The 22,628-nt window shown below is 72.5% G+C and carries 22 protein-coding genes; 9 read left to right on the top strand and 13 right to left on the bottom strand.

Annotated features, from left to right (window positions below; genetic code table 11):
- Positions 1-37: 37 nt before the first annotated feature.
- Positions 38-1,081, top strand: coding sequence for an MBL fold metallo-hydrolase (locus ACQXVK_RS13620; protein ID WP_430853886.1), 1,044 nt, complete (start codon positions 38-40; stop codon positions 1,079-1,081).
- A gap of 132 nt (positions 1,082-1,213) precedes the next feature.
- Here ACQXVK_RS13620 and ACQXVK_RS13615 read toward each other — a convergent pair whose 3' ends face one another.
- The 5 genes from ACQXVK_RS13615 to ACQXVK_RS13595 form a co-directional block, all read right to left on the bottom strand.
- Positions 1,214-1,846: an FMN-dependent NADH-azoreductase gene (locus ACQXVK_RS13615; protein WP_430853885.1), complete on the bottom strand. Its 633-nt coding sequence runs from the start codon at positions 1,844-1,846 to the stop codon at positions 1,214-1,216.
- Positions 1,847-1,978: 132 nt separating this feature from the next.
- On the bottom strand, positions 1,979-3,613 hold the full coding sequence (locus tag ACQXVK_RS13610) for a putative Ig domain-containing protein (protein ID WP_430853884.1): 1,635 nt from the start codon (positions 3,611-3,613) through the stop codon (positions 1,979-1,981).
- A 198-nt stretch (positions 3,614-3,811) separates the two neighbouring features.
- On the bottom strand, positions 3,812-4,651 hold the full coding sequence (locus tag ACQXVK_RS13605) for a hypothetical protein (RefSeq protein WP_416395387.1): 840 nt from the start codon (positions 4,649-4,651) through the stop codon (positions 3,812-3,814).
- Between the two features lie 224 nt (positions 4,652-4,875).
- Complete coding sequence (locus ACQXVK_RS13600) at positions 4,876-6,681, bottom strand: hypothetical protein (protein ID WP_430853883.1); 1,806 nt, start codon at positions 6,679-6,681, stop codon at positions 4,876-4,878.
- Between the two features lie 150 nt (positions 6,682-6,831).
- Entirely contained in the window at positions 6,832-7,734 is a 903-nt protein-coding gene (locus tag ACQXVK_RS13595; protein WP_022908118.1) for a LysR family transcriptional regulator, read from the bottom strand.
- 81 nt (positions 7,735-7,815) lie between these two features.
- Between ACQXVK_RS13595 and ACQXVK_RS13590 the strand changes: the two genes are divergently transcribed.
- Both ACQXVK_RS13590 and ACQXVK_RS13585 read left to right on the top strand, forming a co-directional pair.
- Positions 7,816-11,274 (top strand): proline dehydrogenase family protein, encoded by a 3,459-nt coding sequence (locus tag ACQXVK_RS13590; RefSeq protein WP_430853882.1) that lies wholly within the window; start codon positions 7,816-7,818, stop codon positions 11,272-11,274.
- 194 nt (positions 11,275-11,468) lie between these two features.
- Positions 11,469-11,624, top strand: a complete 156-nt coding sequence (locus ACQXVK_RS13585; RefSeq protein WP_402261960.1) for a hypothetical protein — start codon at positions 11,469-11,471, stop codon at positions 11,622-11,624.
- Between the two features lie 143 nt (positions 11,625-11,767).
- On the opposite strand, the gene ACQXVK_RS13580 is transcribed toward ACQXVK_RS13585, so the two are convergent.
- Positions 11,768-11,992: a hypothetical protein gene (locus ACQXVK_RS13580; RefSeq protein ID WP_022908120.1), complete on the bottom strand. Its 225-nt coding sequence runs from the start codon at positions 11,990-11,992 to the stop codon at positions 11,768-11,770.
- A gap of 114 nt (positions 11,993-12,106) precedes the next feature.
- Between ACQXVK_RS13580 and ACQXVK_RS13575 the strand changes: the two genes are divergently transcribed.
- Together ACQXVK_RS13575 and ACQXVK_RS13570 are read left to right on the top strand one after the other, a co-directional pair.
- Entirely contained in the window at positions 12,107-12,547 is a 441-nt protein-coding gene (locus tag ACQXVK_RS13575) for a VOC family protein (RefSeq protein ID WP_402261962.1), read from the top strand.
- Positions 12,548-12,566: 19 nt separating this feature from the next.
- Positions 12,567-12,716, top strand: a complete 150-nt coding sequence (locus ACQXVK_RS13570; RefSeq protein WP_430853881.1) for a hypothetical protein — start codon at positions 12,567-12,569, stop codon at positions 12,714-12,716.
- Positions 12,717-12,751: 35 nt separating this feature from the next.
- On the opposite strand, the gene ACQXVK_RS13565 is transcribed toward ACQXVK_RS13570, so the two are convergent.
- Both ACQXVK_RS13565 and ACQXVK_RS13560 read right to left on the bottom strand, forming a co-directional pair.
- Positions 12,752-13,195 (bottom strand): acyl-CoA thioesterase, encoded by a 444-nt coding sequence (locus ACQXVK_RS13565; protein WP_430853880.1) that lies wholly within the window; start codon positions 13,193-13,195, stop codon positions 12,752-12,754.
- Positions 13,192-13,707, bottom strand: a complete 516-nt coding sequence (locus ACQXVK_RS13560) for a QsdR family transcriptional regulator (protein ID WP_430853879.1) — start codon at positions 13,705-13,707, stop codon at positions 13,192-13,194. The genes ACQXVK_RS13565 and ACQXVK_RS13560 overlap by 4 nt, the downstream gene beginning before the upstream one ends.
- Before the next feature lie 122 nt (positions 13,708-13,829).
- On the opposite strand from ACQXVK_RS13560, the gene ACQXVK_RS13555 reads away from it, so the two are divergent.
- Entirely contained in the window at positions 13,830-15,023 is a 1,194-nt protein-coding gene (locus tag ACQXVK_RS13555; protein ID WP_430853878.1) for an acyl-CoA dehydrogenase family protein, read from the top strand.
- A gap of 216 nt (positions 15,024-15,239) precedes the next feature.
- On the opposite strand, the gene ACQXVK_RS13550 is transcribed toward ACQXVK_RS13555, so the two are convergent.
- The 3 genes from ACQXVK_RS13550 to ACQXVK_RS13540 form a co-directional block, all read right to left on the bottom strand.
- Entirely contained in the window at positions 15,240-17,372 is a 2,133-nt protein-coding gene (locus ACQXVK_RS13550; RefSeq protein ID WP_430853877.1) for an alpha/beta fold hydrolase, read from the bottom strand.
- Positions 17,373-17,432: 60 nt separating this feature from the next.
- On the bottom strand, positions 17,433-18,305 hold the full coding sequence (locus ACQXVK_RS13545) for a patatin-like phospholipase family protein (protein WP_430853876.1): 873 nt from the start codon (positions 18,303-18,305) through the stop codon (positions 17,433-17,435).
- Positions 18,306-18,457: 152 nt separating this feature from the next.
- Positions 18,458-19,195, bottom strand: coding sequence for a S1 family peptidase (locus ACQXVK_RS13540; protein ID WP_022907756.1), 738 nt, complete (start codon positions 19,193-19,195; stop codon positions 18,458-18,460).
- A 113-nt stretch (positions 19,196-19,308) separates the two neighbouring features.
- On the opposite strand from ACQXVK_RS13540, the gene ACQXVK_RS13535 reads away from it, so the two are divergent.
- Both ACQXVK_RS13535 and ACQXVK_RS13530 read left to right on the top strand, forming a co-directional pair.
- The gene (locus ACQXVK_RS13535; protein WP_148286993.1) at positions 19,309-20,136 is read left to right on the top strand and encodes a GAF domain-containing protein; all 828 of its coding nucleotides are present in this window, start codon (positions 19,309-19,311) and stop codon (positions 20,134-20,136) included.
- Positions 20,137-20,177: 41 nt separating this feature from the next.
- A complete protein-coding gene (locus tag ACQXVK_RS13530) occupies positions 20,178-20,363 on the top strand; it encodes a hypothetical protein (RefSeq protein WP_022907754.1) in 186 nt (61 codons plus the stop codon).
- Between the two features lie 66 nt (positions 20,364-20,429).
- On the opposite strand, the gene ACQXVK_RS13525 is transcribed toward ACQXVK_RS13530, so the two are convergent.
- Entirely contained in the window at positions 20,430-21,458 is a 1,029-nt protein-coding gene (locus ACQXVK_RS13525) for an NADPH:quinone reductase (protein WP_430853875.1), read from the bottom strand.
- A gap of 44 nt (positions 21,459-21,502) precedes the next feature.
- On the bottom strand, positions 21,503-21,871 hold the full coding sequence (locus ACQXVK_RS13520; protein ID WP_430853874.1) for a winged helix-turn-helix transcriptional regulator: 369 nt from the start codon (positions 21,869-21,871) through the stop codon (positions 21,503-21,505).
- Positions 21,872-21,964: 93 nt separating this feature from the next.
- Between ACQXVK_RS13520 and ACQXVK_RS13515 the strand changes: the two genes are divergently transcribed.
- Complete coding sequence (locus tag ACQXVK_RS13515) at positions 21,965-22,612, top strand: NAD(P)-dependent oxidoreductase (protein WP_430853873.1); 648 nt, start codon at positions 21,965-21,967, stop codon at positions 22,610-22,612.
- Positions 22,613-22,628 lie beyond the last annotated feature (16 nt).

Below are 22,628 nucleotides of genomic sequence, written 5' to 3'. Positions count from 1 at the left end.
GGCCCGTCCGCGCCGGCCCGGTCGCTAGGGTGGTCACGTGACGACCGTGCCCCCGCCGGCAGCGCCGGCACCGGAACCGATCAGCCCCGTGCAGGCCGCCGCGTTGCAGGCCGGCGTCCTGCCGCCCGTCGAGGCGGTCCGGCCGGGCATCTGGACGCTCGCGGTGCCGTTCCGCTTCGGTGTGCCCGACGCGACCCTCGTCTACGCCGTCGAGGGCTCCGACGGCGCGCTGACCCTGATCGACCCGGGGTGGACGGCCGACGACGACCTCGACGCCCTCCGCGACGGTCTCGCCGGGATCGGCCGGTCCCTCGACGAGGTCGGGCTCGTCGTCGTGACGCACCTGCACGCGGACCACCTCGGTGCGGCCGCCGCGATCCGCCGCGCCACCGGTGCCCGGGTCGCGATGCACCGGCTCGAGGTCGACGCGCTCCGCCGTGAACGCGAGGACGCCGCGGCGAACGACGCCGACATCGCGACCTGGGGACTGCCGGAGCACCTCCGCGCCGGCGTGGTCGAGGCTTGGGGGAGCGGCCGGCGGATCGGACTCGGGCGGACCGCCGAGCCGTTCGCCGACCTGCTCCTCGAGGACGGCGACGTGCTGCCGGTCGCCGGGCGGACGATCCGGACCCTCTGGACCCCGGGGCACACCGCGGGCCACTGCTGCTTCGTGGACGAGGCCGACGGGCTGCTCTTCACCGGCGACCACGTCCTGCCGCGCATCAACTCCGGGATCGGTCTGGGTGGCCGGACCGGCGCGAACCCGCTCGGCGACTACCTGGCGTCGCTCGGACGGCTCGACGGCTACGCCGACCTCGAGGTGTGCCCGGGCCACGAGTACCGCTTCCGCGACGTCGTCACGCGTGCCCGCACCTTGGCGAAGCACCGCGAGGAGCGGTCGCGGCACGTCGCCGCGGCACTCGACGCCCTGTCCTCGCCGACGCTCTACGAGGTGGCGTCCCGGGTATCGTTCAGCGGCGGGATCGAGTCGATGACGGGGTTCCTGCTCGCCAGCGCCCTGACGCAGACGGCCTTCCACGCGGCGCTGCTCGGCCGCGCCGACGAGGTCCGGCCCGCCTGACGCGGCCGGACGCGGTCCGCGGGTCCGCGGTTCGCACCGCCCTCGCACAACGCAGGTGCGTCCGCGCCGTGGATTCCCACGGCGCGGACGCACTTCGGTCGTGCGGGACGCGCGGCCTGACCGCGGCCGGGCTCAGCCGAGCGTCGCGGCGAGGCGCTCCAGCGTCGTCCTCGCGTCGGCGAACTCCGCGGCGGCGTGGTCGGCGAGCGGCGCCAGGTCGGGCAGCCGGTCCGCGAGGGTCGCGCTCACGGTGATCGGGTACGGCTTCATGCCGAGCGCCGTCCCGAGGATGAGCTGCAGGACCGGCGAGCCGTGGTCCCAGCCCTCGGTCGGGGTGCCGGCGTCGTAGGTGGCGCCACGGCTGACGACGGTCACGACGGGCCGACCGGCGAGCGGCTGCACGTCGCCCGCGAGGACGCCGGGCACGTGGACGCGGTCGATCCAGGCCTTGAGGGTCGACGGCACCGTGTAGTTGTACAGCGGCGCACCGACCACGACGACGTCGGCGCCGAGGAGTTCGTCGATGACCTCCTGTCGGCGAGCGTCGTCCGCGGGCGCGACCACCTCGTCGTCGGTGCGGTCGGCGGCCGCCCAGTGCAGCGCCGAGGTCTCGAGGTGGGGGAGCTGGTCGACGTGCAGGTCGCGTCGGACGACGGTGTACTCCGGACCGCGTGCGCGCCAGGCGTCCGCGAAGGCCGCGGTGAGGGCGCGGGAGCGGGAGTGCGCGAGGTCGGCCGAGGAGTCGATGTGCAGGAGGGTGGGCATGGTCCCCACGCTACCGAGCGACGCGCGCCGGATGACGGGAACGGCCCCGCCGCGCCGGTGCGGGGCGAGGCGGGGCCGAGGTGGGCCTCCCGTCGGTCACGCGGGTACGCGACCGACGGGAGGCGTCCGGTGTCAGCGCTGGGTGTGACGGCGGCGCAGGGCGCGCGCACCGATCAGGCCGGCGCCGGCGAGGACGAGGGCGAGGGCCCACGGCAGGGCTCCCGTCGCGTCCGAACCGGTGTAGGCGAGCTGACCCTTCGCGGTGGTGGGCGTGACGACCGCCACCGTCGGGGTGGTCGGGCGCACGTCGACCGCGAACGAGAGCGGCTGGAGCGCACCGCTCGACACCGTCAGCGTGTGGATCGACGCGTGCGGGAACGTGACGCCGTAGACGCCCTGCCCCTCGGCGCCGTTCTCCTCGTACGGGGCGACGACGTCACTGGCGACGTTCGAGGTGACGGTCGGGACGAACGTGGGGTTGCCCTCGTCGTCGAAGTCCGTCGCGTCGTTGCCGAAGCGGTCGACGGGCGAGCCGGACACGACGAGCGTGCCGCCTTGCGCCACGGTGGGACGGCCGGTCGGCGTGAGGGTGAGCTCCTCGGGGAAACCGTCCTCGTCGGTCGACAGGTCGACGGTGTAGATCGTGCCGTCCGGCTGGATGAGCCAGATGCGCTTGTCCCGGGCGGTGATCGACTTCTCGTCCAACGTGAACGCCGTGATGCCGAACGCGGCGGCGTGGTCGACGGTCAGCTCGACGTACTGCGTGGTCGAGATGTCGCCGCTCGTGGCCGTGACGGCGAAGTCGTAGAACGACGCGAGGGTCGCGGTGCCGCTCAGCTCGCCGGTGGTCGGGTCGAACGTGATGCCCTCGGGGAGCTGGTCGTCGACGGTGTAGTCGCCGTCCTCCTCGAAGCCGTACCCGACCGCGATGGAGTCGGCCTGCGACTTGGACTCGACGATGGAGTCAGCGGAGTCCTCCTCGTCGCCGTAGAACCAGTCCAGCTCGTAGGTCGGCGCCGGGTAGCCCTGTGCGCGGAACGTGTACGAGAACGCGTCGCCGGCCGTGGCGTCGAGGTACAGCGGGTCGTCGATGTCGGTGCCCTCGGCGACGGGCGTGCCGTCGGCGTCGACGAACACCGGGTCCTGTGTGACGACCGCGGTCGGGTCCGAGGTCACCGATCCGCGGCCGCCGCCCGGCAGGTCGCCGGTCACGGTCACGACGAGCTGCTTGCCGGCCTCGACCGGGTCGACCGTGTAGGTCTGGGTCTTGGCGATCGTCGTCGGCGTCGGGCCGGCGTCGGCCTCGGTCCAGACGTACTTGAAGGAGCCGTCCGCGTCGAACCCGGTCGTGTCCGCCGTCAGTTCGGACCCGACCTTCGCGTCGCCGGAGACAGTGACCGTGGGGTCGGCGGCCAGGGGGGTGACGGGAGCGTCCGTCGATGCTGCCCGCGGAGCGGTCGGCGCGGTGGTGGACTCGGGCGTGCTCGGCGCGGTCGTCTCCGGGGATGCCGGCTCGTCGGTCGGCGTCGGGTCGGTGGGCGCGTCCGTCGGCGTGGGGTCGGTCGGCGCGTCGGTCGGCGTCGGGTCCGTGGGTGCGTCGGTCGGCGTCGGGTCGGCCGTCGCGGTCTGCGTCGGGACCGACGTGTCGGTGCCCTCGGCGTGTGCTGCCGTCGCGGTCGCGATGCCGAGACCCGTCGTCAGCGCGATGAGCGCGGCGGTGGTCCCGAGCGCGCAGGCGCGTCGGACGGTGGAAGTGCTGCGGCGCACGTGTTCCCCCAGGTGTTCAGGTCCGGTCGACTACCGGATCGTAAGAATCTGCCGAGAATCCTCGGCCTGATCGGATCGTAGGGGTACGCGCGCGTGACGGCGACGTCCGAACCCGAAATGTGACCTGGCTTGGGGGTGCGTGCGGAACACCGCAGGCAGGGCGCCGGACGGCTCCCTGCCTGCGGTCGGGGTGGACGATCAGTGCGTCGCGTGCGCCACCGAGACGGTGAACGACGTGTGCGCGTGCTCCTGGGTCACGGTGAGCCGGTGCGACCACGCCCCGCTGATCGTGATCGTGTCCTCGGCGCCGGTCCGGGTGACGTGGTCCGACGTGATGTTGCTCGTGACCGTGGACGGGTCACCGCCCTCGTCGGGGGCCTTGATGACGTTGCCCTCGGCGTCGACCGCGACCCCGGAGACGACGAACTGCTCGAGCCGGGTCGCGGGGACGGACTTGACGATCGTCGCCTTGCTGGTGGGGGTCAGTCGCTGGTGGATGACTCCGTTCGGGGCGATGTACCAGATCGGTGCGGTGGTGTTCGGCTGCGAGACGTACGTCCGCACGCCGACCGCTGCCCCCGGCTTCACGGTGAGCTGCACGTACGCGTGGGCCTCGACACCGTCACGGAGCGCGACGACCTGGAAGTCCCAGATCCCGCTCTCCACCCCCGTGCCGGACAGGACGCCGGTGTTCGTGTTCACCGAGAAGTGGTCCGACGCGCGCGGCGAGTCGGCGGTGAGCCCCGGGCCCTCGTCCATGGCGTAGGCGACCGTCCCCGCCTTCGCGTTCGTGGTGAAGGTGTGCGAGAAGGCCTTCCCCGCGGTCGCGGTGAGCGCGATCGGGTGGGCGGCGGAGGAGCTCTGCGTGAAGGCGAGCGGAGCGGGTGTGGCGGCGGCGACGTGCTGCGTCGACGACGGCGTCGAGGCGGTCGCGGCGCTCACGCCGAAGACGGCGCCGCAGCCGGCGGCGACGACGGCGGCGGATGCGGCGACGGTGACGAGCGCCGCGCGACGGCGCGACGAAGTGGTGGTGTTCATGGTTCCCCTGGTCGTTCTGGTGCAGGGCGGCGATCCGCTCCTGTCAGCGACGACCGTACGTCCGGACGGCATCCTCCGGGTGGCTTCCAGATTGCGGTTCCATCACGGAAGCATTCCGATTCGTTCAGGTCCTGACCTGGGGTTTCGTTCAGGTGGGGGACGTCAGGACGGGAGGCGCGGTGCCAGCTGGCACCGCGCCTCCCGTCCCACGCGATGACGCGGTCTCAGGCGCGACGACGACGCAGCCGGTGGACCAGCAGACCGCCGCCGGCGGCGAGCAGGCCGAGCGCCCAGGCGAGGGGACCCGAGGTCTCCGCGCCGGTGTACGCGAGGCGGCTGGAGCCCGTGGTCGTGGTGGCTCCCGTCGTCGCGGCGGTCGGGGTGACGTCGAACCGGATGTCCTGCGTGCGGTCCTGGTACGCGACGGTCACGACGTGCGGCGACGCGTGCTCGAACGTGACCCAGGTGCCGGCGGTGCTCGGGTCGCCGACGATCCGGTCACTGGCGACGTCGCTCGTGACGGTCAGGTCGTCGTGGTCGGCGACCGCGTTCCCGTAAGCGTCCACCGGCACCGCGAGCACGAGCATGCGCTGCCCCTGTCGTGCGGGCACCGCGTCGACGACCGCAGAACCGCCGTCGGGGGTGATGTGCGTGATCGTGTCGCCGTCGATCGACCACGTCTCGGACTCCGGGTCCCGGTCGGACGGCAGGACCGCGACGACGAGCTTGGAGAAGGCCGCGGGGGAGACGGTGACCTCGACGTTCGCGACGGCCTGCTCCCCACCGCTCGTGGCGACGACCTGGAACCGGAACGACGTCGCCGCCGTGCCGGTCCCGGTCAGCACGCCCGTGGCCGGGTCGACGGCGAGGTCGAGCCCGTTCCGCGCGTACGTGTCGTCGAAGGGCTCGCCCTGGACACCGCGGAGCTCGTAGCGGACGTCCGACGGGTCCGTCGCTCCCGTCACCGCGAACGTCCGCGTGAACTCCTCGCCGGCGGTCGGTGTGATCGCGATCGGGGCGTCGGCGGTCGATGGGTCGACGAAGGCGAACGGCACGTCGGTGACGACGACGGTGAAGGAGGTGGAGACGCCGCCCTCGGAGACCGTCACCGTGCGGGAGCCCGCGCCGGAGAACGTCACCACGTTCGCGCCGTTCGGGTCCCACACGGCACGGTCTCCGGCGGCGGTGCTCGTGACGGTGGAACGGGGGTACTCGTCGTCCTGGTCGCTGCCTGTGACGCGGTTGCCGAAGGCGTCGACCGCGAGGCCGGCGAGGGTGAGCGACTGCCCGTCGACCACGGGGACCGAGGGCACGATCCGCACGCGGCCCTGGCCGACCGCCTGCTCCCAGATGGTGCCGTCGGGCTCCACCTGCCACAGGCCCGAGGAGTCGGAGGTCGAGGCCGAGAAGGTCACGCCGACCGGGGCGCCGGGCTCCACCGTGAGCTCGACGTACTCGACGGCGGTCTCGGAACCGCTCGTGGCGATGACCTGGAACGTGTAGGTCCGGAGGGCGTACCGGGGTGACCCGGACAGCGTGCCGGTGGTCCCGTCGAACGAGAAGTCGGCGTTGAAGTCGCCCTGGCCGATGACCGGGCTGCCGTCCGGGCCGCGCACCGCGTACGTCACCGTGCCCGACCCGCCCGTCGCGGTGAACGTCCGGGACACGGTGTCGCCCGCGGTCGCGGTGAGGACGAGCGGGGCGTCGGCGGTCGTGCCCTCGGGGAAGGCGAGGGCGGCGGCGGTGGACTGCTCCGGAGCATCCTCGGCCGGCGCGCTCGCCGTGGGTGCGCTCGCGGGGGGAGTCGTCCCCGTCTCGTCGGCGGTCGCCGACGTCGTGTCGGCCGCCGCGCCTCCCGTGTCGGCGGACGTGCCGGTCGTGACGGTGGTGGCGGACGTGGCCGGTGTCGGAGCCTCGTCGGCGATCGCGCTCGTCGCGCCGATGCCGAACGCCGAGGAGGCGGTGACGATGGCGACGGCTGCGCCGATGGCGGCGCCGCGTCGGACACCGGCGGTGCAGGACTGCTTCATGGGATCCCCCTGGATGCTGTTCGGGACACCGGGAGGTGCCCTCATCCTGGAGGTGTCGCGGCACGGGCGATCCTGGCGACCCGGTCCGTCTCGGTCCGGTGACGACGACGGGGCGAACGGTCGGTCGCGCTCGGGTCGGTCGCGCTCGGGTCAGTCGCCGACGGTGGCGGCCGCGCGCTCCAGGGCGTCGCGGAGGGCGCGGACCGCCGGCGACGAGGACCCGGCCGTGCGGACCACCGTGAAGATCGTCCGGCGCGGCCGCTCCGGGAGCTCGACCAACCGGCAGGTCGTCGTCCGACCCGTCCACATCAGGTCCGGCATGAGGCTCACGGCGTTGCCGGACTCGACGAGGCGGATCTGCGTCTGCAGGTCGGCGGTCTCGTAGCGGACGTCGGGCTCGAAGCCCCACCGCCGGCAGACCTGCTCGGCGAAGTGCCGCGAGGCCGTGCCGCGTGGCTCCATGACCCACGGCAGCACCTCGGCGTCCTCGATCGACGACACCGGCGCGAGCGCGGTGTCGAGCGGCGGCAGCGCGAGCCGGACGGCGTCGGTCGTGAGGTCCTGGCGGTGCAGCCCCGGCAGGTGCGGCGCCGCGTGCGCGGGGTACTGCTCGGCGATGACCATGTCGAAGTCCCGCGCCCAGGTCTCGTGGAGCGCCGTCTCCGGTTCACGCTGCACCATCTCGATGCGCACGTCGGGGTGCGCGGTCGCCATGGCGTGCAGCGCGTTCGGCATCAGCGCGAGGGCGGCGGACTGGAACACCGCGACGCGGATGCGTCCCTGCACCGTCGGCATCGTGCCCTCGACCTGCGACTGCGCCTGTTCGAGCACGTCGAGGACGTGACCGGCGGCCTGCACCAGGACCTCGGCCTGCGGGGTGAGCTGGAGCCGCCGTCCGGCCTTGCGGAGGAGGGGGACGCCGGCCTCGCGTTCGAGGGCGCTGAGCTGCTGCGACACCGCCGACGGGGTGAAGTTCACCGCCTCGGCGACGGCCGCGATCGTGCCCCGGATGGAGAGCTCCCGGAGGAGGACGAGACGGCGGACGTCGAGCACGTGTTCACGGTAGCGGAACTTACGGGTATCCATCACCAACCGTTGCTTCCGCTGATGGGTCGAGCGCTCCACACTGAACCCATGACGTCCCTGCACGAGCACCCCGCCACCGATCACGACGCCCTCGCGGACCAGTCCGTGGCGCTCGTGCGACAGTGGCTCGCCGAGGCCGAGACCCACCCGGTCGACGGCTCGGCGAAGCAGCTCGCCGGCGTGCTCGCCGACCCCGCCGGCCTCGACTTCGCCGTGGGGTTCGTCGACGGCGTCGTCCGCCCCGAAGACCTCGGCGTCGCCGCCCGGAAGCTCCGCGCGATCGCCCCCGGAGCCCCCGGCTTCCTCCCCGCGGCGCTCCGCGGACTCGTCCGACTCGGCGGCGGCATGGCCCCGGTCCTCCCGGGGGTCGTCGTCCCGATCGCCCGACGGGTCCTCCGCACGATGGTCGGCCACCTCATCGTCGACGCGACCGACGCCAAGCTCGGGCCGGCCATCGCGGGGATCAAGGGCGACGGGGTCCGCCTGAACGTGAACCTGCTCGGCGAGGCCGTCCTCGGCGAGGGCGAGGCCGCCCGGCGCCTCGAGGGCACGCACAAGCTCCTGGCCCGTGACGACGTCGACTACGTGTCGATCAAGGTCTCCTCCACCGTGCACCCGCACTCGCCGTGGGCGTTCGACCACGCGGTCGAGGACATCATCGCCAAGCTCCGCCCGCTCTTCCGCCGTGCTGCCGCAGCGTCGCCGCAGAAGTTCATCAACCTCGACATGGAGGAGTACAAGGACCTCGACCTCACGATCGCGGTCTTCACGAAGCTCCTCGACGAGCCCGAGTTCACCTCGCTCGAGGCCGGCATCGTCCTGCAGGCGTACCTGCCCGACGCGCTCGCCGCGATGGAACAGCTGCAGGAGTGGTCCGCCGCACGGCGTGCACGTGGCGGCGCCGGCATCAAGGTCCGCCTCGTCAAGGGTGCGAACCTGCCGATGGAGCAGGTCGAGGCATCCGTGCACGGCTGGCCCCTCGCGACCTGGCACACCAAGCAGGACTCCGACACCAACTACAAGCGTGTGCTCGACTGGGCGCTGACCCCCGCGCGCATCGAGAACGTCCGGGTCGGCGTCGCCGGGCACAACCTGTTCGACGTCGCGCACGCCTGGCTGCTCGCCGGTGAGCGCGGGGTGCGGGACGGCATCGAGTTCGAGATGCTCCTCGGCATGGCGCAGGGGCAGGCCGCCGCGGTGAAGAAGACCGTCGGCTCGCTCCTGCTCTACACGCCGGTCGTCCACCCGCAGGAGTTCGACGTCGCGATCGCCTACCTGATCCGCCGCCTCGAGGAAGGGGCGTCGCAGGAGAACTTCATGTCCGCGGTGTTCTCCCTCGTGTCCTCGCCCGCGCTGTTCGCCCGCGAGGAAGCGCGCTTCCGGGCCTCCCTCGAGCCGCTCGCCACGCCCGAGGGCCTCGCCGCTCCGGCCTCCCACCGCGTGGCCGACCGCTACGCCGCCGTCGAGCGCCCGCGCGTCGGCCACTTCGAGAACACCCCGGACAGCGACCCGTCGGTCGCGTCGGTCCGGTCGTGGGGTGACGCCATCACCGCGCGGGTCGCGTCCTCGACCCTCGGCACCGCGGCCGTCCAGGAGGCGCGGCTCGACTCCGCCGCGCAGCTCGAGTCCGTCCTCGGTCGCGTCCGCGCCGCCGGCGCCACCTGGGGAACGTGGTCGGGTGGCGCCCGGGCCGCCGTGCTGCACGCCGTCGGCGACGCGCTCGAGGCGAACCGCGCCGCCCTCGTCGAGGTGATGGCGTCCGAGACCGGCAAGACCATCGACCAGGCCGACCCCGAGGTGTCCGAGGCGATCGACTTCGCGCACTTCTACGGCGAGCTCGCCGCACAGCTCGACGACGTCGACGGCGCGTCCTTCACCCCGGCCGCCCTCACGCTCGTCGCACCGCCGTGGAACTTCCCGGTCGCGATCCCCGCCGGGTCCACCCTCGCCGCGCTCGCCGCCGGGTCCGCCGTGGTGCTGAAGCCCGCGCCGCCCGCCGAGCGCTCCGGTGCCGTGCTCGCCTCGATCATCGAGACTGCGCTCGACGCCCACGGTGCTCCGGCCGACGTCCTCGCGTTCGTCCAGGTGTCGGAGAACGACCTCGGGCAGCAGCTCGTCGCCTCGCCGCTCGTCGACCGGGTGATCCTCACGGGCGCGTACGAGACCGCCGAGCTCTTCCGCTCGTTCCGGCCCGACCTGCCGCTGCTCGCCGAGACCTCCGGCAAGAACGCGATCATCGTGACGCCGTCGGCCGACCTCGACCTCGCGGTGAAGGACGTCGTGGCGTCGGCGTTCGGGCATGCCGGCCAGAAGTGCTCGGCAGCGTCGCTCGTCGTGCTCGTCGGGTCCGTCGCCACCTCGCGGCGCTTCCGCTCGCAGCTCATCGACGCCGTGTCGTCGCTCACCGTCGGCTACCCGACCGACCCGACGACCCAGATGGGCCCGGTCATCGAGCCCGCTGCCGGCAAGCTGCTGGACGGCCTCACGACGCTCGGCGCGGGGGAGTCCTGGGCCGTCCGGCCCGCGAAGCTCGACGACTCCGGCAGGCTCTGGAGCCCCGGCGTCCGCGACGGCGTCCGACGTGGCTCGGCGTTCCACCGCACCGAGTACTTCGGCCCGATCCTCGGCATCATGACGGCGAAGACCCTCGACGAGGCGATCGACATCGTCAACGAGGTCGACTACGGCCTGACCTCCGGCCTGCACTCGCTCGACCAGGCCGAGATCGGGACCTGGCTCGCGCGCATCGAGGCGGGCAACCTCTACGTCAACCGCGGCATCACGGGCGCGATCGTCCGCCGCCAGCCGTTCGGCGGGTGGAAGAAGTCGGCGGTGGGTGCCGGGACCAAGGCCGGTGGCCTGAACTACCTGCTCGGGCTCGGCTCGTGGGCGCCCGCCGAAGCCACGTCCGGCTCGTCCCCGTCGGCACCGGTCGCCGCGTTCGTCGGCGCCTCGGGTGTTGCGTCGCCGTCGCTCGACCGGGCCGTGGCGTCCGACCAGCAGGCCTGGTCGTCCCTGTTCGGCACGGCGACCGACGTGTCGGCGCTGACCGCCGAGCGGAACATCGCCCGGTACCTGCCGTACCCGGCGGTACGGGTGCGCCTGGCCTCCGCTGCGGAGGACGCGGTGACGGACCTCGTCCGCGTCGTCGCCGCGTCGGTTCGAGCCGGCACCACGATCGACGTCTCGACGATCTCGACGCTGCCGCCGGTCGTCGCCGCCGCGGTCAAGGCGCTGCCGAACGTTCGGTCGCTGACGCAGTCGCACTCCGACGCGGCGTTCGCCTCGGCGGTGGCGAGTGGTCCGTCCGGGCGCGTGCGGCTCGTCGGCGGGGACACGTCGGCGCTGTACTCGGCGATCGGCGGACGGCCGGACGTCGCGGTCTACGGGGAGCCGGTGACCGAGGCCGGGCGCCTCGAGATCCTGCCGTTCGTGCGCGAGCAGGCGGTGTCGATCACGGCGCACCGCTTCGGTACGCCGAACCACCTCACGGACGACCTGATCTAGCCCGGCGCCCGCCGACGCCTCCAGGCGACTCCACTCAGTGGGTTGGGTGCGTGGCGCGAGGCGCGAGTTCGATCGGACAGACGGGGCAACGGGTCTCCGTCGCAGACCGTGTCGGCGCTGCGCTGGTCCTCCCATCGCAGGGTGGATGGCTCGCGCTCGCGCTGGCCCACGGCGGCATCTGGTGGGCGACCTGGGTGATCCTTCTCGGCGCACTGGTCGCCGTCGTGATCTGGACCTTCGCGACGGCCAGGCGTTCGGGTCGATCGCCTCGATCGCCTCTGCTGCTGGCCGTCGTGGCGCTGATGCTCGGCTGGATCGTCTCCGCGATCGTGCTCGGGGGCGCGACCTGACCGCTTCGGATCGCCGAACCACCTGACGGACGACCTGATCGGGCGCGAGGCACGGCGTCCCGCGTGTCCCGCAGGCGCTGCGCGCCGTCTGCCCGGCGGCACGTCGACTGCGGGGACGATCCGCGCCTGGCGGCGTCAGGCGGTCACGGTCCCCGGTGCAGGAGTAGCTCGATCAGGGTCAGGCCGGGACCGACGATGAAGAGGCAGCCGATCACCCTGATGAAGCCCGGCGTGAGGATCGAGGCCGCCCAGTGGTCGCCCTGCATCTGTTCCAGCTTCCGGCCCCAGCGGGCGAACTGCTTCGGGAACACGAGCAGCACGACGCCGTACGCCATGAGGAAGATCGAGATCCAGAACCATGAGCCCACGGGTCGACCCTACGGCTGTCCGGTCGCCGCATGGTCGGGGCGTCCGGTCAGGTGGGGCGCGTTTCGTCGGTGTGGTGCCGGACCCTTCCGGCCACGTCCTGAGGAGCACCTGCCGTGACCGAACCGTTCGCACGACCCACCGCACTCGCACACGTCCGCGTCACCGTGACCGACATCCACCGGAGCAAGGCCTTCTACCAGCAGCTGCTCGGGACGGAGCCCGCGATCGACTTCAGTGACCAGGTCGACGAGCCCGGCGTCCGCGAGGACCGGGAGCGCTTCTACGGCGGCAGCGTCTTCCGGCTCGGCGACCAGGTGTTCGGGCTCCGGCCGGTGGCGCCGGCGGGCCAGCGCTTCGACTCGGAGACCGTCGGTCTCGACCACGTGAGCTTCGTGGTCGGCTCCGTGGACGAACTGCACGAGGCGGCCGCTCGACTCGATGCGGCCGGTGTCGAGCACGGCGAGGTGACCGACCTGGGCGACGCGGGCATGGTCATCCTGTCGGTGCAGGACCCCGACGACATCAACCTCGAGCTGGCGGCACTCAAGGGCTGACACGAGCTATCCTCGACGCATGCGCATCGTGCGGGTCATCGGCCGGGGGATCCGCTTCGTGCTGAGGGCGATCGCGAAGGTCGTCGGGACGTGGAACGGGCACGACCCTGCGGGTGATGACCTCGCGGTTCGGCTCAACAACCCTCGCCGCGAGGACTACCGCCCCTGACGGCGCCGTCCGCCGCGCCGGCGCACCACGCGCCGTCAGTCGGCGGCGACGGACGCTGGGGCGCTCATCGTGGCGGCGACGAGTTCGCGGAGGGAGTCCGGCAGGGGGACCGGCCGGCGGTCGCCCTCGCGGTCGATGACGACGTGCACGAACTCCCCGGTCGCGAGCAGTGTCCCGTCCGACTGCCGGAAGAGGCCGAACTCCCACGACAGGCTCGTCCGGCCGAGGTGCTTCGAGCGCATGCCGATCTCGATGACGTCGGGCCACACCGCCGACTCGACGAACCGGCAGCTGGACGACACGACCACGGCGATCCAGTCCGACGTGAACGGGTCGAGACCGGCCGCCTCGCGGAACCAGTACGTGGCCGCGTTGTCCATCGCGCTGTAGTAGATCGTGTTGTTCACGTGGCCGAACATGTCGTTGTCGTTCCACCGCGTCGGGTACGTCCGGACGAAGGGGTAGTCGTCGATGGTCATCGGGCTCCTGTCGCGAGAAGGGACGTCGTGGTGGGGCGGAGGACGTACTCGAACGTGGCGCGTGCGCGTTCCGGGTCGGGGGTCTCCCCGGAGATGAGGTCGGCGTAGGTGAACGACTCCGAGATGCGCACGAGCAGTCGGGCCAGTTCCTCGGGGGAGAGCGGGCTCGGGTCGAACGTCCCAGCCGCATGCTGCTCCTCGACGAGGCCGGTGACCCGGCGGACGAACCGGCTCTGCACGTCGCTCTCGGTCGTGGTGAGCAGGCGGAGCGCCCGGGCGGGTTCGCGGGTCAGGAACGACCGGAAGTAGGGCGCCTCGATGAGGTCCGCCGTGAAGCGGTCGAGCACGTCGACGATGCGCGCCGCACCGGACGGGGCGGCCACGGCGGCAGCCGCGTCGAAGGTCGGGACGGCGAGCGACCACAGGATCTCGGACAGCAACCGGTCACGGTTGCCGACCCACCGGAACAGCGACGTGCGGTCCACGCCGAGCGAGGTGGCCAACGCGCCCATGTCGATGCGTGAGCCGGCGATGAAGGTGTGCCGTGCCTCCCGGAACGCGCGCAGCGCAGAATCCGATGTGTACAGGTGATCCTCCCTTGCAACGTTTCCGAGAATGATGCATCGTGGACCTCATGTCAACGCTGACGCCCACCACCGCGCTGCTCGAGTCCGACTTCTACCGCTTCCAAGAGGGGCTGACCGAGCAGGAACGCGAGTCACTCGGGCGACTCCGCAGCTACCTCGAGTCCGAGGTGCGTCCGATCGCGGACGAGTACTGGGCGCGCGCCGAGTTCCCGATGCAGGTCATCACGCCGTTGTCGGAGCTCGGCATGTACGGCCCGGGCATCCCGCTCGTCCGGCAGTTCGAGAACTCCGCGGTGTACCGCGGGTGGGCGGCGCTCGAGCTCGGGCGCGTCGACGCCAGCGTCGCGACGTTCATCGGGGTGCAGTCCGGCCTCGCGATGAACTCGATCGCGGTCGCCGGCAGCGACGAGCAGCAGCAGGAGTGGCTGCCGCGCATGGCCGCCGGCGAGATCGTCGGGGCGTTCGGGCTGACCGAGCCGCTGTCCGGCAGCGACTCCGCCCGCGGCCTCCGCACGACGGCCCGGCGTGAGGGCGACACGTGGGTGCTCGACGGCGAGAAGCGGTGGATCGGCAACGCGACCTTCGCGGACGTCGTCGTGGTCTGGGCCAAGGACGTCGCCGACGACCAGGTGAAGGGGTTCCTCGTCACGACGGACACCCCGGGCTTCACCGCGACGAAGATCGAGGACAAGATCGCGCTCCGGGGCGTGCAGAACGCCGACATTGTCATGACCGGGGTGCGGGTGCCCGAGGCGCGTCGGCTGCAGCGCGCCGAGTCGTTCCGCACGACCGCCGAGGTGCTCCGGCTCACCCGGACCGAGGTGGCGTGGCAGGCGATCGGCATCGCGGTCGGTGCCTACGACGCCGCGCTGGAGTACGCCCGCACCCGGATCCAGTTCGGCAAGCCGATCGCCGCGCACCAGATGGTGCAGGACCTGCTCGTGAAGTCGCTCGCGAACATCACCGCGTCGATCGCGCTCTGCACGCAGGCGTCGGCCATGCAGGACGCGGGCACCGGGGGCGACGAGCACTCGGCGATGGCCAAGGCGTTCGCGACGTCGAAGATGCGCGAGACCGTGGGCTGGTGCCGCGAGGTGCAGGGCGGCAACGGGATCGTGCTCGACAAGGGTGTCGCCCGGTTCTTCGCGGACGCCGAGGCGATCTACTCCTACGAGGGCACGCGCGAGGTGAACACGCTCATCGTCGGGCGGGCGATCACGGGGCAGGCCGCGTTCGTCTGACGCCGGTGCCGATGCCGGCGTCGGTCCTGCGCTGGCGGCGGTTCGGGTGCGGTTGTCGAACGACACGACCCATGTCGTACGACGACGAGCGTGTCGTTCGTTGCGAGTGCAACTGTTGCGGGCGCGCGGGTGCGACGGTGCCGACGTCGTACGACATCGACGATGTCGTTCCGGGTCGGCGCCTTCCACTGACTCCGCCCCGCGCGCCCGGCCCCGCTACCCGAGCAACTCCGGCCGCCGCCACTCGCCGCCGAGCACGTGCTGCTCGAGGAACGCGAACACCGTCTCGTACCAGACCACGGCGTGCTGCGGCTTGAGCACCCAGTGGTTCTCGTCCGGGAAGTACAGGAACCGGTGCGGTATCGTGCCGTCCTCCGCCGCGTGGTGCTCGGCGAGCTCGGACCAGAGCCGCAGCCCCTCGCCGATCGGCACCCGGTAGTCCTTGTCGCCGTGGATGACGAGCATCGGTGACGTGATGTCCGCGACGAAGCGGTGCGGGTCGTTCTCGTGCAGACCGGTCTCGTCGAAGATCGACTGCCAGTACTGGGACATGTCCGTGGTGCCGTTGAACTGGTCGAGCGCCCACAGGCTCGCGTGCGTGACGATCGCCCGGAAGCGGTCGGTGTGGCCGGCGACCCAGTTCGCCATGTAGCCGCCGAACGACCCGCCCATCGCGGCGGTGCGGGTCTCGTCGACGTCGTCACGGGCGACGACCGCGTCGGTGATCGCCATGAGGTCGGTGTAGGGCGCCTGCCCCCACGCGTTCCACCCGCGGTTGATGAAGTCGAGCCCGTACCCGGTCGACAGCGCCGGGTCCGGCAGCAGCACGGCGTACCCCTGCGCCGCCGCGAGCTGCGGGTTCCACCGCCAGGACCACTGGTTCCACGAGTTGAGGGGACCGCCGTGGATCCAGAGCAGGAGCGGGTGCCCGGCGGCACCGGGTTCGTCGTTCGGCAGCAGCAGCCAGCCGCGGACCCGGGCGCCGTCGGCCGCGGTCGTCTCGACCTCTTCGAGGTGGCCGGGGACCTCGGGCAGCGGCGCCGGGGTCGCGAGGGGCGTCACCGTGCCGTCCGCGTCGATCCGCACGGGGTGCAGGGGCGCGGCCCAGGAGGCACGGAGCGCCACGACCGTGCCGCTCGCCGCCGCCACGCGCAGGCTCGAGTACGCCCAGTCGTCGTGGGTCAGCTGTTCGACGGCGCCGCCGTCGAGGGGGAGGCGGAACACCGGCGCGCGACCGTCGTGGTCCGCCGTCGCCAGGAGCGCACCGTCGTCGTGCGCGAACACGAGTTCGCTCGGCCACCGGTCCCACTCGGTCGCGATGCGTCGTGCGTCCGAGAGCGTGGATCCGTCGAGCCGGGCGACCCAGATCGCCTGCTCGGTCGCGCCGCGGGGCGTGAACCGCTCGGTCCGGACCCACGCGAGGGTCCGACCGTCGTGGCTGATCGTCGGCATCTCGTGGTCGACGTCGACGTCGTCGAGCAGGACGGTCCGGGTGCCCGACGCGATGTCGATCGCGACGATCGTCGAGCGCGAGCCGCGCGCTTCCTGCACGCCGACCGTGGCGACGACCGTCGAGCCGTCCGGGGTGACGGCTCCGGCGACGTGCTCGAGCGAGCGGCCCGGGGCGGGCGTGACGTCGGAGAGCGCCGGGAGGTGCGCCGGGTACGTGTCGGCGGCGGCATCGACGCCGGCGTCCGTGCCGTCCTCGGTCGTGTTCGTCGACACGTCGCGGGTGGTCGATGCCTCGGTCAGGGTGGCGAGGTCGAGCGTGAGGACGTGCGTCTCGTCGGGGCCGAGGTCGTGGTCCCAGAAGCGCACCGGGTACGTCTCGTGCAGGATCGCCCGCACCTTCCGGTCCTTCCGCCGCCCACGGAGCGCGGCATCGGCGGCGACGACACCCGTGCGGTCCGTGCCCGCGCCCGGCAGGAGCCCCGCCGTCACGGCGACGGTGTCCGCCTGCGACGCGGTGCCGAGGACCCCACCGATCCCGCCCGCGAGCTTCGTGACCGGTCGTGCCTCTCCACCACCGGCCGGCAGGACCCAGAGCTGCGCGGCGTCGCTGTCCTTGTCACCGTCGCCGTCGGGGCGTCCGGACACGAACAGCAGGTCGCCGGTGCGGGTGAACGACATCCCGCCCTCACCCTTGGCCGAGCGCGTCAGCCGGACCGGAGCGGCCGACTCGTCGGTCACCGCCGCGGGGACCGCCCAGACCGACCGCCGGTACCCCGTGCCGCCGGCGTCGAGGACGCTGACGGTCAGGGCGACCCGCGAGCCGTCCGGACTCAGGGCGATCCCGTCCACGCGGGGGAGGGCGGTGTACTGGTCGAGGTCCGAGAACGGCGTCGTCATGCACCCACGCTAGCGGCGCTCCCCGCCGCGGCGGCGGTCACCGGCCGGTCTGTGGAGAACTCACGCCCAGAACGCGGCGATGCCCTCGGCGACGGCGGTGCCCTGCGTGCGCCCGGCGTCGGCCGCAGGCGCCTGCGTGGACAGCGAGAGGGAGTTCGTGCCGAAGGCCTGCTGCGAGGTGCTGTCCGCGATGACGACCTCGACCGAGCTGCCGGCCGCCCGGAGCCCCTCGACCGCGACGTCGAGCCACGGCCCGAGCGGCGACGGCCCCTCGGGACCGCAGGCGATGACGAGGACGCGTTCGTACCCGGCGGCGACGTCCGCGTTCGTGGCCGATCGCATCCCGCCGTCGACGTAGGGGCGCCCCTCGATCGTGACCGGCGACCAGACGAGCGGCACCGAGCAGCTGGCGGCCACCGCGCGCGCGAGCGGCACGCCGTCCGCCGCGGTGAGCACGCGGAAGGTGCCGTCGGTCGCGTCGATCGCGGTGACGGCGAGGGGCTTCGGCGGCCACTCGGTCGACGGCAGGGTCTCGGCGAAGGTCGCGGCGCGCTGGTCGTCGGTCTGGCCGGTCGTCGTGCGCTGGGCGAACCGGCCGAGCCGGGCACGGGCGTCCTGGTCGGAGGTGGCGCCGTCGAGCGCGGCGCCGATCCGCTGCTGGAAGTCGTCAGCGTCGATCGGGACGGGCTCCTCGTAGGTCGTCGGAACGGCGGCGTGCTGCTGGTCGTACGCCTGCTGGACGGCGCCGGCGCGGACGAAGGTCCCGACGACGCTGCCCGCGCTCGACCCGACCACGAGGTCCGCCGCGTCGAGGTCCACACCGGCGTCCTGCAGGGCCGACAGCACCCCGAGTTCCCACGCGATGCCGGCGACGCCACCACCGCCGAGGACGAGTGCTCTGGTTCCGGGCGCTGGTGTGGTGACGTCGGTCATGCGTCCTGCTTACCAGGTGCGGACGACGCGGAGGACCGCGCGACGCGACCTGTGGAGACCGACCGGGCGCGGCACCGGTCGTGCGCACGGGCGGACGGGAGGCGCGGTGCGGGCCCGCACCGCGCCTCCCGTCCCCTGGTGGGTGCGCTGGGTCAGACGCCCGCGGTCGAGCGGATCCAGCTGGCGGACTGGGTGAGGACGGCGTAGTTCGAGCCGGCGTGGGTGTTCGCGCCGGGGTCGGCCACGTCGCCGGTGGAGCAGACGCCGACGACCTTGCCGTTCACGACGAGCGCGCCGCCGGAGTCGCCGTGGTTCGAGGCGCCGGTGACGCCCGTGACGTGCTGCGCCCGGCCGCCGTACGCGTCCGTCGAGCTCCCCGTGAGGTTCACCGTCGCCTGGTAGAGCCCCGTCGTCGGGACGCTGTTCGCGCGGTTGCCGTAGCCGAGGATCGTGCCGGTGCCGGAGCTCTTGGTGGTGTACGCGAGGTCGAGCTGCGCGTAGGACGACAGCGTCTTCGGCGTGCTCAGGTGGACGAGCGCGATGTCGCCGGACGGCGCGGAGTAGAGCCGGTCCGCCGCGGTCGCGGTGCCCCGGTTCGTCGTGCTGTTCGAGTGGTAGACGTTCATCGCGGTGGTGCCGTCGACGCAGTGCTCGGCGGTGAGCACCCACGAGGCGTTGAGCTGCTCGCCGGTGCACCCGTAGGTGCCGGTGCCGCCCTGCTGGAAGACGAGCTGCACCTCCCACGGGGTGCTCGGTGCCTGCTCGCCGCCGATGACCTGCGGCGAGACGGTGGCGGCGTTCGCCGCGGTCGCGCCGAGGCCGCCGCCGAGGAGGGTGATGGCCGCCGTGGCGGCGAGGGCGAGGGCCCTCAGGTTCTGTCGCTGCTTCATGGCCCGATCGTGCTCGCCCCCTGTTCGGGGGTCAAGTCCGCGTTGCAGGGGACAACAACGTCACCCTGTGGACAACTCCGTCGGCGTCGGTGGGGTGTCCTAGCGTCGTCGTCATGACAGGGGACGGGAACACGACGGGCCGCGGGCGGCGCCGGGCCGGAGCGGTGGTCTGGCCGATCGTCGTCGCGACGGCGCCCACCGCCGCCTTCCAGCTGCCGAACCTCGTCGCGGCACCGGGGGTGCGGGTCTCGCTTGTCGTGTTCGGGCTGGTTGTGCTGGCGGCCGCGGTCGTCGTGCAGGTCGTCCGTGCCCGTCGGGCCGAGGCCTCGGTGACGGCCGCGGCGGCGGTGGCGCGCTCGACCGAGCTCGAGCAGGGCACCGCCGTCCGGTACGCGTTCGGCCAGCTCGCCTCCCGGCTCGCCCGCTTCGCCGAGGTCCGGCGGCGGGACCGCTGGCAGGAGCTGCCGGCCTTCGCCGACCGGGTCGCGGTGGCGCTGGCCTTCTACCTGCTCCCCGGCGTGCCCGACGTCCGGGCGAACGTCTACCAGCTCTCCGAGGACCTGCACGCGCTCGAACCGATCGGGCACGGGGGAGCGGACGACACGGCCGGCGTCTTCCGTGCCGGCACCCCGTACGGCGACCGCAACCTCGACTGGGTGTTGGTCGGCGGTGGACCGCGGGTCGTCGGTGACCGTGCCGCCGACGTCGACGCCGACGACGACCTGCCGGGGTTCGAGCCGCGCTACCGCTCGTACGTCTCGGTCGTGATCCGGTCCGAGGAGTACTCGTTCGGCATGCTCACCGTGGACTCGCCGGCCCCGGACGCGTTCACCGACCTCGACGCCAAGTACGTCGCGCTGATGGCCTCGTTCATGGCCATCGCGTTCTCGCTCGCGACCCCGTTCCCGGACCGCGACCGCAACCCCAGGAAAGGCCCGTGATGCGCACGCGATTTGTCGGACGCTCGACGTACGATCCCCACATGACCATCGTGACCCCCGAACCGAAGCCCTTCGGTCGGTCCCGGGTGTACACCCCGAACTGGACCGACGACACGACCGACGCCGACTACGAAGACCTCGAGGTCATCGCCGCGAACATCGAGCGCGAGCGGGTCGCCGCCCGCCGCCGGTTCGAGGCGCGCCTCGCCGCCGCGCTCGCCCGCTGATCCGGCCTCGCGGCGCCGACCACCGAAGCGCTGCGTCCGCCCGGCCCGGGCGGACGCAGCGCTTCGTCACTCCGCGCTGACGTCGATGAGCACCTTGCCGACGGTGTCCTGCTCGACGGCGTCGTGCGCAGCCGCCGTGTCCTCGAGCGCAAACCGCACGAGCGGCAGACCCGCGGCCTCGCCGACCGGCAGCACCCCGTCGCGGAGCGCCGCGGTGACGTCCTCGGCCGCCGCCGTCAGCGCCTCGTCGCCGATCGTGTACAGCAGCAGGAACTGGTACCGGGCGTTGATGCTCATGTTCGGCCGGATCGGCAGCGTCGCCTCGTCGCCGCCGTTGTTCGCGTAGATCGAGACCACGCCGTGGTTCGCCAGCACCTCGGCGACCAGCGCGGCGTTCTGCGGGATCGACACCTCGACGACGATGTCGACGCCGTCCGGGGCGATCGCACGGATCTGCGCCGAGGCGTCCTCGTCGCGGTAGTTCACCGTGTGGTGCGCGCCGGCCGCGGTGGCGAGGGCGGCCTTGGCGTCCGAGCTGATCGTCGTGATCACCGTCGCACCGGCCCACCGCGCGAGCTGGATCGCCGCGTGCCCGACGGCCCCGGCGCCGCCCGCGACGAGGACGGTCTTCCCGTTGAGCGCCCCCGGTGCGAGGCGGTCCGGGCCGTGCTCGTGCGTGGTGAGGGCGCGGTGCGCGGTCATCGCCGGGACGCCGAGCGAGGCGCCGATGTCGAACCCGGTGCCCTCCGGCAGGCGGACGGCGCGGGCGGTGGGCACCACGGTGTACTCCTGTGCCGTACCGGTCGGACGGCTCGCCGCGGCCATGTACAGCCAGACGTGGTCGCCGACCGACAGTCCGTCGACACCGTCACCGACCGCGTCGACGACCCCGGCGCCGTCCTGGTTCGGCGTGATCTCGGGGAATGGCAGGTCGTCGCCGTACGTGCCGCCCTGTCGTGCCTTCCAGTCGGTCGGGTTGACCCCGGAGACGACCACGCGGACCCGGACCTCGCCGGGGCCGGGCGTCGGCACCGGCCGCTCCTCGAGGGTCAGGACGGACGAGTCACCGGGCTTCGTGTAGACGACAGATCGCATGCCCCCAGGCAACCACCGACGTGCCGCCGAGATTCCGCGGACGGTCAGCGAACGCGCGCGTCGTACTCCTCGCGCGAGGCCGCGACGGCCTCCATGTGCGACGTCGCCCAGTCCTCGAGCGGCTTCAGCACCTCGCGCAGGGAACGCCCACGATCGGTCAGCTCGTACTCGACGTGCGGGGGGATCTCGGGGAAGACGGTCCGGGTGACGAGGCCGTCGCGTTCGAGTGCCCGCAGGGTCTGCGTGAGCATCTTCTGCGAGACGCCCTGCACGCGTGCCGCGATCGCCGAGTACCGTGCGGGGCCGTCGGCCAGGGTGCCGATCGTCAGGACGCTCCACCGGTCGCCGATGCGGTCGAGCAGCTGTCGCGAGGGGCATTCGGCGGCGTAGGGGCTGTACTCGAGCGCTGACATGGTGTCCTCCGTTACGCACTGTGAGGTGCCTACTTACTCAAAGAGAGTAACGCTTGTACCGTGAGTGTCAACGATCCACGAAAGGACTGCTCCATGACCAGCATCGTCGTCTTCGGTGGCACCGGCTACGCCGGCTCCGCCATCACCCGCGAGGCCCTCTCCCGCGGCATCGCCGTCACGGCCGTCGCCCGCGACACCTCCAAGCTCGAGCCGGCCGAGGGCCTGACCCTCGCGCAGGGCGACGCCTTCGACACCGACTTCGTCGCCGAGGTCACGAAGGGCACCGACGTCGTCGTCGTGTCGCTGCACGCGGTCCAGGCCGACGGCAGCGAGCTCAAGGACCGGTTCCAGCCGTTCGTCGACGCCGCCGCTGCCGCCGGAGCGCGCCTCGGCATCGTCGGTGGCGCCGGTTCGCTGCTCGTCGCCGAGGGCGGCCCGGCCCTGTTCGACACCGCGGAGTTCCCGGACGCGTTCAAGGGTGAGGCGAAGAGCCACGCGGCGATCCTCGAGGCCCTCCGCGCATCCGACACCGAGGTCGACTGGTTCTACGTCAGCCCGGCGGCGGCCTTCGGCGGCTACAACCCCGGCGAGCGTCGTGGCACCTACCGCACCACCGACGAGGTCCTGCTCACCGACGCCGACGGCAACTCGGACATCTCCGGCGAGGACTACGCGATCGCCTTCGTCGACGAGATCGTGACGCCGGCACACCACCAGGCGCGCTTCGGGGTCGCCTACTAGGCGGTTCGCTTCGCCT

Source organism: Curtobacterium sp. AB451, assembly GCF_050585845.1.
Taxonomy (GTDB): Bacteria; Actinomycetota; Actinomycetes; order Actinomycetales; family Microbacteriaceae; genus Curtobacterium.
This window is presented reverse-complemented; position numbering and strand designations above follow the sequence as displayed.